A 13,350-nucleotide genomic window follows, 5' to 3' on the forward strand; every position below is an offset into this window, starting at 1 on the left:
AGAAACTGATCGATTATTATGAATCCAATAAAGCAAGAATGAATTATCCATTATACAAAACGATCGGTGCCGGACTGATTGGTTCCGGCGCTATCGAATCAGCACACCGAACGATTGTCCAAAAAAGGCTGAAGCAATCCGGACAAAGATGGAGCCGAAATGGCGCCCAAAATATGTTGCATCTCAGAGTAACAAAGAAGAATCAACAATGGTCAAAGATTGTAGAACTATCCAAAAGGGAGTTTGTTAAGGTCGCAGCATAGCGAAAATCTGAAATGCACCCGGGAACACCGTCCGTGGTCTGCCACAGCGGTGCAGTGCCCTTCTGCTGCTTTTTTAAAAAATAACGGATCATGACAAAACGATTTCATACCATTCTGCTGCTTGTTTCCCTGTTAAAATTTGCACCTGCGCAAGGTCAGCCGGCGGTACCCTTTGTAATACCCGCATTGAAAAGCTGGATCTCCAACACCGGTTTTTTTCAGTTAAAGAATACAGCAGCCATTGTAATGAGCCCCGTTTCGGCCCGGGCCCTGCAACCGGGTATGCAGGTATTTTTGTCAGACCTGAAAACGACCTCGGGCTTTGGGTCGCTCCGGTTGCAGACAGGCACACCGGATGCGGGTGATGTTTTCGTTGCCCTGGGACTGAATGACACGGCGCTGGGAGATGAAGGCTATGTCCTGGAGATCGGCAAGATCGTATCTATAAAAGCAAATACACCCACAGGCGCCTTCTGGGCAACCCGCACTTTTTTGCAGCTGCTGGAACAGAATAAAAAAAGCAAACGCATTGCCGCAGGGATCGCCAGGGACTTTCCGGACTACCCGGTACGGGGTTTTGTGCTGGATGCCGGGCGCAAATTCTTTACCATGGATTTCCTGAGGAATTATGTAAAGTTTATGGCGTATTACAAGATGAATGATTTTCATATCCATCTAAATGACAATGGCTTCAAAAAATTTTTTAACAACGACTGGGACCAGACCTATTCCGCCTTCCGCCTGGAGAGCAGCACGTACCCGGAGCTTACGGCCAGGGACGGCCATTATACCAAGCGGGAATTCCGCGAGCTACAGCTCATGGCCCGCAACTACGGAGTCAACATCATTCCGGAGATTGATGTACCGGCGCACTCCCTGGCGTTCTCCAAGGCCGTTCCGGGTATCGGAAGCCGGAAATACGGGATGGACCACCTGGACATCACCAATCCAAAAACATATGAAGTGATCGATCATGTTTTCCGGGAATACCTGGAGGGCCCCAACCCCGTTTTTGTCGGAAAAGAAGTACATATCGGTACCGATGAATATGCAAAGGAGGAATCGGAGAACTTCAGGAAATTTGCCGACCATTATATCCGCTTTGTAGAACAGTATGGCAAGAAGGTACGCATGTGGGGATCGCTGACCCATGCTGCCGGCACAACTCCTGTAAAAGCCGACGGGGTCACCATGAACCTCTGGTATAACGGATATGCAGATCCCAAAGAAATGTTCCGGCTGGGATATAAAGGCATCAGCACCCCCGACGGATACCTGTATATTGTGCCTGCAGCCGGCTACTACTATGATTATCTGAATACCCGGATGCTGTACAACAGCTGGGCGCCTTACCGCATTGGGAAGGATAGCTTTGACGTACGGTTTCCCCAGATCAGGGGCGGCGCCTTTGCTGTATGGAATGATATTGTAGGTAACGGCATCAGCGAAAAAGATGTACACCACCGGGTATTTCCGGCCATGCAGGTGCTATCGCAGAAAATGTGGACGGCCGCAAGAAGCGCCCTGCCGTATGAAACATTCATGACCAGGGCGATGGCTCTTCCGGAAGCGCCCGGCCTGAACCTGCTGGGTAGGTTTAGCAGTGAACGGAAACTGGTATTGGCACCGTCTTTTTCCTCCGCCTCAAAAGCAATATCCAAAAATACAAAGCAGCTGAAAGAGGGGCACACAAATATACTCCGGCTGGCCGGGGGCAACAGCTACTATGCCCTGCCTTACAATGGCATTGGCTATGATTATACCGTTGTCTTCGAGATCAGGCCTGCCAAAAATAATCCCGGTGATGCGGTACTGTTCTCCTCGCCGGACGCCATTGTAAAACTGCAGCAGGGAAATACGGGCAACCTCGGATTCAGCCGGGATGGATATGACTTTACCTTTAATTATAAAGTACCCGCCGACCGGTGGACCCGGATCGCCATTGCGGGGAACAATAAAGGAACCCGCCTCTATGTAAATGGAGAGCTGGCAGACCGGCTGGAAGGTCAAAAGAAAGGATTTGCCAACATCAAAGATTCCATAAATATTGTACAAACCCTCTTTTTTCCGCTAAAATACATCGGCGCAAAGAAAAATGCATTTTCAGGATCTGTCAGGAACCTGAAAGTGTATAATTACATGCTCACCCCGAAGGAGCTGGCTGCCGTCAGAGAGCCTGAAAAAGCCACTATGTCCGGAAAATAATATTTTGGTCCCCTTATAAGCGCCATCCGGCGCGTCGTTGTCGTCAAAGCCGCGCTTTAGCGCAGCTTTGACGAAGCTGTAATTTCATAAGTGCCATCGGCACGGATCATTATGCCCGGGCCTATGGCTCTCTGTTGTTCTTTTGGACTTATAAACGGGTTGAAACCCGTTCTTGCCGGATCTTTCGAGGCCATGCCTCTTTTGCTAAAATGGTTGTTGAACCCCGCTTTTTACAGATGGCGGCTACAGCAAAGCCCAAAGTAGCGGCGATAAAAAACCCGTACCTTTTTTGTGACGATAAGGATGCTCCTGGATCGCTTTTAAACAGCTTCTTAGAGACTGTTTAAATATCATTTTTTTCAAAACCATTCAGGCATGAGGTGCGTTACGCCGCCTGGAATCTTAATGATTCCCCATATTCCAATGGTTATGGTCCTTTACTTGCCGTTTAAAGATCTAAACTGCTTCCCGGAAATAGGTCATGGGCAATTTGCCGGTCTGCAGCATGCAGGTTTAACATCTGCCTATTGAATTTCAATCGAAATCATTCATCCCTCAGAAGGCATTTACCGGCATAATGCCCTTACAGGGCCGGCGCATAGGAGCAGCCTGCCGGTAAAAGCCCGGCTTACGATTTTAGCCCTATCGGGGCGATGTATTGAAAAAGCTCAACCAATTTCACTGCGAAAATTTGAATGGCACCCATCCCTGGCTTAAATGTCATCTTTTGTTAATATTTTCGCAGCATCCCTGGGTGTTTGCCCAACACTCCGGCCCTATAAACAAATTATTAATAAACTCTAAACCATGATGATTAAAAGATCATTCAGCCTCATTATGAGTGTGAGTATAGGTCTAGGCCTGTACAGCTGTCAAAAAGGCGGGATTACGTCCCCCGAAACCCCATTGCCGCTCACTGCGGTCCGTAACGGTCAATCCCTGCTGCCGCCCGGTCAAAATAAAGACCACGTGCCGGGACAGGTGCTGATAAAATTCAAAGACGGAACCCCGGCTAAAACAAAAGCGGATATTCTTGCAAAATTAAAAGGGAAGCTCCGGGATAAAGCCGAACCCAAAGCCATTCCGGGGTTTGAAGATGAAGGCACCGTGGAGCTGATCGAAATTTCATCGGATGTCCTTACCGCCATCAACAAGGTAAAAAATGCACCTGAAATTGACTTTATAGAACCCAATTATATTTATCATACTGCAGAGGTACCCAATGATCCCTATTTTTCCGTTAGTCAATGGAACATGCAGGCTGGCGGGTACGGATGCCAGGCCAGCGCTGCCTGGACCAATCACAAAACCGGGTCCGGTAACGTTTACGTGGGCGTCATCGACCAGGGATATATGTACGGGCACGAAGACCTGAAAAGCAATGCAGGCACCAATCCCGGTGAGATACCTGGCAACGGAACCGATGACGATGGAAACGGATATATTGACGACATCTATGGATGGAATTTTTATAACAATACTGCCGCGGTATATGGCAGCAACGACTTCCATGGTACGCATGTAGCTGGCATCATCGGAGCCAAAGGTGGAAACGGGATGGGCGTGGCCGGTGTGGTCTGGAATGTAAAACTGCTGGGCGCCAAGTTTATAGAAAGTGGTTCAGGCAATGCATTTGCGGCCGCACGGGCCATTGATTATTTTATTGCGCTAAAAACAAAACAAAGACTCAATATCGTTGCGCTCTGCTGCTCCTGGGAGGGAAGTACGGGCTCAAAAGATCTTGAGGCCGCTATCCGGAGGGCCAACAAGGCCGGGATCCTGATCATTGCCGCCGCCGGCAACAGCGCCGGTAATATTGACCAGGCACCCGTATATCCGGCAGGTTATAAGACGGCCAATATCATTACCGTTACCTCCATTGGCCCCACCGGGGCCCTCTCTTATTTCTCCAACTACGGTTCCAAAAGCGTTGACATTGCAGCTCCGGGCGAATCGATCGTTTCCACATACCTGAACAACACCTATGCAGCTATGAGCGGCACTTCCATGGCCGCCCCGCACGTAGCCGGAGCCGCCGCGCTGTATGCCGCCGCGCATCCCGGCGCCAGCATGAAGGAAATAAGATCCGCCATCCTTTCCTCCGCCATTCCCACAGCCTCGCTCAAGGGAAAATGCGCCACCGGCGGCCGTTTGGATATCAGCGGGTTTTAAACAATTGCCCGTAGCCGTTTCACAGACTTTCACAAGATCATCCCGGAGTTTATTCAGGATGATCTTGTTTTTTGAAACCGGCCCAACGGCGGTGCGCGGGCATCGGGAAATCCTGTATATTTGATAAAGATCAACACAATTAACAGCTTATTACAAACACATTCAATATGAAAACCATCCCTACTGCTTTTCTGATGCTGATACTATCGCTTCCGGCAACCGCGCAGACCCGGCAATTCGCTTACTATTTTGATGCCAGCCTGGTTCCTTCACAAAAAGAGAAGGCCGCCATTTATGGCAAGGGGATCAGGCAGGATTCCGTTGTATGGGTCGATTTTTTTTTAATGGCCAATGATCAAAAACTTTTCTCAGGGGCATATACTGACTCGTCTTTAAACGTATTGCACGGAAAAGGCATTGACTATTATCCGGACGGGCGCGTACAGCAGGTAAAACACTATACGCACAATATACAGGACGGGCTTACGCAGCAATGGAACCGCATGGGCCAGCAGACCGATTCCATCATTTACGCACAGGGAACCGTTGCCTTTAAAAAGGAGTTCCGGTATTTTAAAAAAAACATCACGGCCAATGAAATCATTACAGACAGTGTCCGGAACACGATGCAGAATATCAGCTACGATACAACGGGAAGAAAGATCCGGGCATTTATTTTTTCCGGAAATAAAGGTATTGAAAAGATCTACCATACCGACGGCACGGTAACCGATGGCGACAGTCTTTATACCCGGGAACAAAAGGAAGCTGAATTTCCCGGAGGGTTAAACGCCTGGGCCACCTATCTCACCCGGTCGCTGGATGTCTTTCGGCCCATACGGAATGGTGCCGCTCCCGGAAAATACCAGGTTATGGTACAGTTCATCATTGATAAAGATGGGACCCTGTCGAATATCAAAGCATTGACCCATAACGGGTATGGGATGGAAGACGAAGCCCTTCGGGTGATCCGGAGATCAGGCAAATGGAGCCCCGCCCAACAATATGGCCGGTTTGTGAAAGCATACCGGAGGCAACCGATCGTATTTGCAATCACCAAAAAATAAACAACACCAACCCTGACCGGAACGGCCACCGGGATGACATATCCTTCCCAACGAATATCCGGCGCCACGGACCACAAAGCCGGGGTGTGCTTTCCTGTCTTATTTTTAAAGCTCTTTTAACGGTCAAAAGCACGGAGCGCTTTAAACTTTTTTTGTCGGCTTTACTCCAATAGATAAAATCCGTTTATTGAAGTTGTTCCAGCTTTTCAGATTGCAGCAAACAGGCCGCCCCGACAGGGCTGGCCCATTGGAACAGTCTGCCGGTAGAAAACCGGTCATAAGGATCTTTGAACTCGATCGGAGTGACTTATTGAAAAGTTGAAACAGCTTTATTGATAAAAACAAGATTCTATGAAGGCTTTTAAAACATTTGTTTGGGGAGCGCTGTTCGCCTTACTCCTCTCGGGCACCGGATCCTGTACGGTAAACGCCTATCCCCGTGCACCCCGGCACCGGGTATGGGTTCCGGGTCATTGGGTACCGGGCCATCACAGCCACCGGCACTGGGTTCAGGGCCACTATGAATACCGTTAGCAGTATTTTAAAGCTGGTCCCGCTCTTCCTTTACGAACTCCATGAGGCCTTTTATATGGTTGGGAGAAAGGTCAAATTTTAACCCCGCGGCCTCAAACAGCTGCGGCAGCGTTCTGGTGCCTCCCAGGCGCAGCGCCTGTATATAATGATCCAGTGCTTTTGCCTTATCTTCCTTAAACTGTTGCCAGAGGCCAATGGCTCCCAGCTGTGCAATACCGTATTCGATATAATAAAAGGGAACTTCGTATAAATGCAACTGGCGCTGCCAGCTGAAATTGCGGTAGTCCTGCAGTCCTTCCGTGTTTAGCGACCGGGGTGTGAATTCCTCCAGGATCCTGCTCCAGGCTGCGGTACGTTCCTCCCGCGTATGCACGGGGTGCTCATAAACCCAGTGCTGAAATTTATCGATGGTGGCGATCCAGGGAAAAATGGTCAGCACCCGCTCCAGCTGCTGTTCCTGTGCACGTTTCAGTTCCTCCGGCGTCTTAAAGAACGCGGTCCAGAACTCCATACTGAACAATTCCATGCTCATGCTGGCCACTTCCGCAATTTCGGTCGGATATTCTTTAAATGCGGAAAGCTCCAGCGGGTGGGCCAGGAAGGAGTGAATGGCATGGCCGCCCTCATGCACCATGGTTGTTACATCATCCATGGTTCCGGCGGCGTTCATAAATATAAAAGGAGCACCTGTTTCTGCCAGCGGACAATTATATCCTCCGGGGGCTTTCCCCTTGCGGCTCTCCAGGTCAAGCCTTCCCATTTCATTCATTTTGCGCAAACAATCTCCAAAGAACGGCTTCAGTTCATCAAAACAGTGAATGGCTTTCTCCACCAGCTCGCTGCCGGTCGTAAACGGGCGCAGTGGCTCGGTTCCCGCCGGCTCTGCATCAATATCCCAGGGCCTCAGCGCATCCAGGTTCAGTTTCTGTTTTTTTTGCTGATACACTTCGTCTACCAGAGGAAGCACATGCTGTTTCACAGCCTCATGAAACTGAAAACAATCCTCCTTGCTATAGTCGAAGCGCCCCAGCTCCGCAAAACGGTAATCGCGGTAATTTGCATAACCCGCATTCAGGGCCACCTGGTGTCGCTTTTTTAACAGTGTATCGTACAGGTCATCCAGTGCATCCTTATCCTGCAACCTGCGGTCGGCGATCTTCCGGTAAACCGATTCCCGTAATGGCCGGTCCGGGTTCTCTAAAAATTTAGCGGCCTGCTGCAAGGTATACTCCTGGTCGTTCACCGTTACCGTCATTTTACCCGCGATGGCTCCGAATTGCTGGGCTTCCACTGCCAGCTCCGATTGCAGCGGGATGTTCTCTTCCCGGAACAGGTCTATGTTTTTCTTTATATTCCTCAGATAAGTAAAATATTCCGGCGCCTTTAATTCAGCAGAAAGCGGGCTGTTGATCAGCTTCCGGTTCAGCTGGTCGGCATAGGGCTGCATTTTAGGCTGGATCTCCGTCATAAAAAAAGTAAAGGATTCCGCCAGTGCGGTATCGGTCGTATCCCGGGTCATATTGATCTGTCGCCAACAGGCTTCTTCGCTTACCACGGCCTCCAGCTCGCTGGTATCCTTCAGCCAGTGGTCCAGCTCCTCACGGTTTGTAAGTGATCTTTCAGAAAGGTCTTTAAAATAGGGCTCCAGGGCATCCCAATTGGTGATCTTAAAATTTTCCGGTAAAAAGCTTCTTTTCAACGGTTGAATATTTGCATCTGGTTTCATGTTCATTATTTTTCTGCTCTGTTACAGTAGGGTCTCCGGGAAAACAAATGCCCCGGAACCGGGAGCAGCAATATACTTTATAAAAAGCAAACCATCACAAAACAATAAGCCCCCGCTGCAGCGGGGGCGGTATCTATACAATATGAGGTGATGATTAATCTTCTTTCTTTTTGACTGCTTTCTTTGCAGCAGCTTTCTTGGCCGGCGCTTTCTCTTTTTTTACGGCTTCATCTGCCGGGGTGGCTGCTTTTTCTTCCGTAGCCTTCGCAGCTGGCTTCTTTTTAGGTTTTGCCGCTGTTTGCTCTTCGGCCGCTTCCGGTTCAGCAGCTGTATCCGTTTCCAGCTCTTCGGCTTCGTCTGCCTCCGTTAATTTGATCTCAATATCATTTTTTTGCAACAGGTCAAACCATTTAACGATCTTCTTCATGTCCGAAACATACACCCGGTCAAAATCCATATCGGCATATACCTTCTGGAAATAAGCTTTGATTGCCTTGTCGTCCTTTACATCCGGTAAAGCTGTGCCATCCGTCTTCATGACATTGAATACATCTACCAGGTTCACATTTTCCCTTATGGTATAGATCTCAATGCTTTCCAGGTGTGAAAACTGATGAATACGGGAAGACGCAAATCTGGTTGTTTTGTCATTCAGGGAGCGAATGATGGCCCCGTCACTTTTACTGCTGATCAGCTCAAATAAGCCCGATAATCCACTTACTGCAACTAACTTATTATACTCCATGGTCATTTTTTAAGAGCCGCAAGATAAATGACTTTTTTTAAGAATATGCCTAAACGTTCGTTTTTATGTTCTTCTTTTACAGTTTTCCGTAAAAACAGGGAGAAACAAATTATTATTTATCAGCATTTTTAGCCCTTATCAAAAATGCCGACCGAAAGTTTGAGCCTATTTCATCGTCCAATGAACTTTATATCCCCTATTTATGAAGCATATCGTAGTTTTATTCGTACTTGTGATGACAGGAATCCTTACCAACGGGCAATCCATCAAAGGCACTTTAATGGATCCTGTGGAAGGAACAACGGTGAACGGCGCCACCGTCCAGCTGGAAAATGCCGCCGATTCTACCGTAAAAACATCTACGCTCTCGGATAAAGAGGGGAAGTTCAGCTTCATCAACCTCAGTCTGGGTTCTTATATTTTAAAAGCCACTTCCATCGGTTTTGAGAACCTCGAAACAAGGGTCACACTATCGGACACGCTCCGCGATGCAGATCTGGGCGACATTTACATTCCCAAAAAGACCACGACCCTCGAAGGGGTGGTGATCGTGGCCACCGCCCCGGCGGTTACACAAAAAGGTGATACCGCCCAATTCAGCGCCAGTCAGTATAAAGTGAATCCCGATGCCAATGTGGAAGATCTGATCAAGAAAATGCCCGGCATTACCGTAGACCGCAGCGGAAACGTAACCGCCCAGGGCGAAGCCGTAAAAAAAGTGACCGTTGATGGTAAGGATTTTTTTGGAGACGACGCTACTATGGCCCTGCGTAACCTTCCCTCCGAAGTAGTGGACAAGATACAGGTCTTTGACCGGCTGAGCGATCAGGCCCAGCTGACCGGTTTTGATGACGGCAATTCTCAAAAATCCATCAATATTGTTACCAAATCCGGTATTAAAAACGGCCAGTTCGGGCGTATTTACGCGGGATATGGTACAGACAGCCGTTACTCCGCAGGCGGTAATACCAGCTTTTTTAACGGAAGCCGCCGGATATCGCTGGTGGGAAACTTTAATAATGTCAACCAGCAGAACTTTGCACAGCAAGACCTGCTGGGTGTTACGTCAAGCGGCGGCCGTGGCGGTGGAAGAGGCGGCGGTGGCGGATACCGCGGAGGGGGCGATTTTATGGTAGGCCTTACACCCGGCATCAGCAAGACCAATGCCTTTGGTATTAACTATGGTGATAAATGGGGCAAGAAGGTTGACGTTACTGCCAGCTATTTTTTTAACAACCAGTACAATACCAACGAATCCGAATCCAGCACTACCTATCTGACCGGCGACCGCAACACGTATAATAAAAGCCAGCGGACCTCCAACAACAACAATCACCGGTTCAACATGCGGCTGGAATACAAAATAGATTCCAACAACACACTGTACTTCATCCCGAACGTAAGCTTTCAAAATAACGGAAGCAGCTCTGTTTCTGAAATGCACACCTACCGGCCCTTTGACGATCACGTTGATTCCATTAACAGCTCGAGGGGAAATAACCAGTCAAACCGGCAGGGGTTCAACATCAACAACAACCTGATGTACCGCCACTCGTTTGCCAAACCGGGCAGGTCCTTTTCCGTTGGCCTGGAGGCTTCTTATAACAAAAACGATGGCACGGCCAAAAACTACAACCTGATCAACTATTACCGGGATGCCCTCCTGGACAGCATAGAACTGCAGGATCAGTTCGTAGATAACAATTCCAACGGCAGCAGGTACCGTGCCCGTACCAGCTATACCGAACCCGTAGGCCAGCAGGGCATGTTCCAGATTGAATACAGCTACCAGATCCAAAAGAACAAAGCTGACCAGGAAACCTTTGACTTCGACGGATCCGGCTACAACCTGTTCAATGAAGCGCAATCAAACAAGTTCGACAACGACATAAAAACACATACGGCGGAGCTGGATTACCGCCTGGGCAGAAGCAGGGATAACCAGTTTTCCGTAGGACTGGATTTTGAAAATACCCTCCTGCAAAGTACACGCATCTACCCCACCGCTTACGGGATCAATCAGACCTTCAATACCCTGCTGCCCAATATGCGCTGGTCCAAAAAAATTGGAAGATACAGCAGTTTCCGCCTGTTTTACCGTATGCGCAATGAGTTTCCCAGCATCAACCAATTACAGGACGTCATGGATCTGAGCAATAAGCCTAACATCAGTACGGGTAATCCGGATCTGAAGCAGACGTCTACCAATTGGGGATCTGCACGGTATTCTTATACAAATACAAGGAACAGCCAAAGCGTCTTTTTAAATATTTTCGGACAGCTGTCCAATAATTATATTACCACGGCCACTTATTTCCCCGACCAGGATTCTATCGTGAATGGCCAGATGATCGCCCAGGGTGCTCAATTTACCAAACCGGTCAACCTGAACGGCTACAAAAATTTGAACATGTTTGTAACCTATAGTTTTCCCATCAAACCCATAAAATCGAACCTGAACCTGAATACCGGCTATTCGTTCACCCAACGGCCGGGGCTGATCGACTATGTGAAGACGAATACCACCAACCAGGGCATTTCCGCGGGGGCGGTGCTGGGAAGCAATATCAGTGAATATGTGGATTTCAGCCTGTCTTACAACGCGCAATTCAATAATACGACCAGTACGGATCAGCGAACCGGGGATAACCGGTATGTAACACAAACCGGGGGCTTTTCAGCCAACCTGCTTTCAAAAAATGGCTGGTTCGTCCAGAACGATCTTTCCTATCAGAACTATTCCGGTTTGTCTGCCGGCCTGAACCAGTCGTTCTGGTTGTGGAATGCCGGCATTGGCAAAAAATTCCTGAAAAACAAGGCCGGGGAGCTGAAGCTTTCCGTGTTTGACCTACTGAATCAGAATCAGAGCATCAGCAGGACCGTAGACGCCAACCTGATCACCGATTCCCGGAGCATGGTGCTGCAGCAGTATTTTATGCTCACTTTTACATATAGCCTGCGCAATTTCGGCAAAGGAAAAGCACCGGCCAACAGCGAGGGCGGAGAACACAGAAGAGAATGGCGGGGAGGCCCTCCGGGCATGATGCGCGGGGGCGGGCGGCCCGGCGGACCAATGTTTTAGCGGGTACTATTTATTTTTTTTGTAATATCGCTGAATTAACCGGTATTACATTGCTTAACGAAGAAATACTTGTACAGGAATTAAGGCAGGGCAATGAAGCCGCGTTTAAAGAAATCGTGGACACTTACCAGAATATGGTCTATAATACCTGCCTGGCGATCGTAAAAAGCGAAGAGGACGCAGAAGATATTGCCCAGGAAGTATTTGTTCAGGTTTTTCAGTCGATCCACGCATTTAAGGGGGAATCCAAGCTGTCTACCTGGATCTACCGGATCGCTACCACAAAATCACTGGACTTTGAACGGAAAAAGAAACGGAAAAAAAGGTTCGGTTTTGTACGCAGTATCTTTGGGGAAGAAAGCCAGGTAGTGGTAAACCCTCCGGATTTCCAGCACCCCGGCATTGTGCTGGATAAAAAGGAAAACGCAGCTATTTTGTTCAAGGCCATCGATCAGCTTCCTGAAAATCAGAGAATTGCCTTTATTTTAAACAAGGTGGAAGGGCTAAGCTACCAGGAGGTAAGCGAAGTGCTGCGGACCTCGGTATCTTCTATCGAATCCCTGCTGCACCGCGCAAAGAACAACCTGAGAAAGATACTCGAAAAGGATTATAAGCCGCGGACATAAAAGAAAAGTTTAAAAATGACGTCAAATACTATTTAATAAAATATATTTAGGGTATTGTAACCATCATCAAACATGATAAATCCGTTTATTGATGAAACAGCAAGATCATATAGAAACCATCCTCAATAGCTTCGATGGCATACAAAGGGCTGAATCCAGGCCGTTTATGTACACAAGGGTAAGGGCCCGCCTGAGCGAGGAGTCCAATTTCTGGACAAGGACCAGCAGCATCATCGCCAAACCAGTTGTTGCGATCTGCTGCCTCGTGTCCGTCGTTACCGTTAATGTATATCTTATTATAAAGGCAAATAACGAACAAAATACAGAAACGGTAGCAGCAGGCGCAGAATCCGATATTCTGCAAAATGAAAATTTTATCCTGGCATCCAATAACAGCTATGATTTTAACAAATAAAAGGCATGAACAATACGGCACGTAACAGAACCCTTATATTTATCATTGCCTTGCTGCTGATCACTAACCTGGCATTACTGGCCTATTCTTTTATCTATTCAAAACGGCCGCAGCCCAATAAAGAGCGCGAAGGCTTCACCGCGGCATTGAAGAATGAAGTAGGATTTACCGACGGCCAGATCGAGCAGTTCAAACAGTTAAAACAAAAACACTGGGCCAGTGCCAAAACGGATATGGAACAGATCCGGAAGATCAAACAATCCCTTTTTGACCTTACAAAGCAACCGGAAGTTGCAGACAGCACCGTTGCTGCGCTGGCAGATTCGATTGCCGTACTGCAAAAGCACGCGGAGATCAAAGTATTCCATCACTTTAAAGCCACCCGGGCTATCTGTACTCCCGTGCAGCAACCAAAATACGACGCCCTGATAACCCGGATCATCCGGCAGGGAAGAAGCGGCCGCCCCGTACCTCCAAAGCCTCCGGCTAAATAAAAAAATCCATACCTTGCAACT

General features: G+C 48.3%; 10 protein-coding genes and 1 pseudogene. 9 read left to right on the forward strand and 2 right to left on the reverse strand.

From position 1 onward, the window contains the following. The 5 genes and pseudogenes from B160_RS32150 to B160_RS0122855 all read left to right on the forward strand — a co-directional run. Positions 1-263, forward strand: a pseudogene (locus tag B160_RS32150) (hypothetical protein); the annotation flags it as partial. A 90-nt stretch (positions 264-353) separates the two neighbouring features. Then, entirely contained in the window at positions 354-2,468 is a 2,115-nt protein-coding gene (locus B160_RS29945) for a family 20 glycosylhydrolase (protein WP_018630269.1), read from the forward strand. Positions 2,469-3,275: 807 nt separating this feature from the next. Continuing rightward, complete coding sequence (locus B160_RS32420) at positions 3,276-4,640, forward strand: S8 family peptidase (protein WP_018630272.1); 1,365 nt, start codon at positions 3,276-3,278, stop codon at positions 4,638-4,640. Between the two features lie 167 nt (positions 4,641-4,807). Further along, positions 4,808-5,707, forward strand: a complete 900-nt coding sequence (locus B160_RS30850) for an energy transducer TonB (protein WP_018630273.1) — start codon at positions 4,808-4,810, stop codon at positions 5,705-5,707. A gap of 351 nt (positions 5,708-6,058) precedes the next feature. Further along, complete coding sequence (locus B160_RS0122855) at positions 6,059-6,241, forward strand: hypothetical protein (RefSeq protein ID WP_018630274.1); 183 nt, start codon at positions 6,059-6,061, stop codon at positions 6,239-6,241. Between the two features lie 7 nt (positions 6,242-6,248). Here B160_RS0122855 and B160_RS0122860 read toward each other — a convergent pair whose 3' ends face one another. Beyond that, positions 6,249-7,967, reverse strand: a complete 1,719-nt coding sequence (locus tag B160_RS0122860) for a M3 family oligoendopeptidase (RefSeq protein ID WP_018630275.1) — start codon at positions 7,965-7,967, stop codon at positions 6,249-6,251. A gap of 154 nt (positions 7,968-8,121) precedes the next feature. After that, positions 8,122-8,712 (reverse strand): DUF5606 family protein, encoded by a 591-nt coding sequence (locus B160_RS32425; RefSeq protein ID WP_040680391.1) that lies wholly within the window; start codon positions 8,710-8,712, stop codon positions 8,122-8,124. Between the two features lie 202 nt (positions 8,713-8,914). On the opposite strand from B160_RS32425, the gene B160_RS0122870 reads away from it, so the two are divergent. The 4 genes from B160_RS0122870 to B160_RS0122885 all read left to right on the forward strand — a co-directional run bounded on the left by B160_RS0122870 (position 8,915) and on the right by B160_RS0122885 (position 13,329). Then, positions 8,915-11,794, forward strand: a complete 2,880-nt coding sequence (locus B160_RS0122870) for an outer membrane beta-barrel protein (protein ID WP_026309962.1) — start codon at positions 8,915-8,917, stop codon at positions 11,792-11,794. Between the two features lie 50 nt (positions 11,795-11,844). Next, on the forward strand, positions 11,845-12,420 hold the full coding sequence (locus tag B160_RS0122875) for an RNA polymerase sigma factor (RefSeq protein WP_018630278.1): 576 nt from the start codon (positions 11,845-11,847) through the stop codon (positions 12,418-12,420). 91 nt (positions 12,421-12,511) lie between these two features. Next, positions 12,512-12,835 (forward strand): hypothetical protein, encoded by a 324-nt coding sequence (locus B160_RS0122880; RefSeq protein WP_018630279.1) that lies wholly within the window; start codon positions 12,512-12,514, stop codon positions 12,833-12,835. Between the two features lie 5 nt (positions 12,836-12,840). After that, positions 12,841-13,329, forward strand: a complete 489-nt coding sequence (locus tag B160_RS0122885) for a hypothetical protein (RefSeq protein ID WP_018630280.1) — start codon at positions 12,841-12,843, stop codon at positions 13,327-13,329. Positions 13,330-13,350: the final 21 nt, after the last annotated feature.

It is taken from the genome of Niabella aurantiaca DSM 17617 (assembly GCF_000374125.1).
GTDB classification, from domain to species: domain Bacteria; phylum Bacteroidota; class Bacteroidia; order Chitinophagales; family Chitinophagaceae; genus Niabella; species Niabella aurantiaca.

Excerpts from the sequence above, each read along its gene's own strand:
- B160_RS32425 (WP_040680391.1), bottom strand. The coding sequence starts at position 8,712 with ATGGAGTATAATAAGTTAGTTGCAGTAAGTGGATTATCGGGCTTATTT.
- B160_RS0122860 (WP_018630275.1), bottom strand. The coding sequence starts at position 7,967 with ATGAAACCAGATGCAAATATTCAACCGTTGAAAAGAAGCTTTTTACCG.
- B160_RS30850 (WP_018630273.1), top strand. The coding sequence starts at position 4,808 with ATGAAAACCATCCCTACTGCTTTTCTGATGCTGATACTATCGCTTCCG.
- B160_RS0122855 (WP_018630274.1), top strand. The coding sequence starts at position 6,059 with ATGAAGGCTTTTAAAACATTTGTTTGGGGAGCGCTGTTCGCCTTACTC.
- B160_RS0122885 (WP_018630280.1), top strand. The coding sequence starts at position 12,841 with ATGAACAATACGGCACGTAACAGAACCCTTATATTTATCATTGCCTTG.
- B160_RS32420 (WP_018630272.1), top strand. The coding sequence starts at position 3,276 with ATGATGATTAAAAGATCATTCAGCCTCATTATGAGTGTGAGTATAGGT.
- B160_RS0122880 (WP_018630279.1), top strand. The coding sequence starts at position 12,512 with ATGAAACAGCAAGATCATATAGAAACCATCCTCAATAGCTTCGATGGC.
- B160_RS0122870 (WP_026309962.1), top strand. The coding sequence starts at position 8,915 with ATGAAGCATATCGTAGTTTTATTCGTACTTGTGATGACAGGAATCCTT.
- B160_RS29945 (WP_018630269.1), top strand. The coding sequence starts at position 354 with ATGACAAAACGATTTCATACCATTCTGCTGCTTGTTTCCCTGTTAAAA.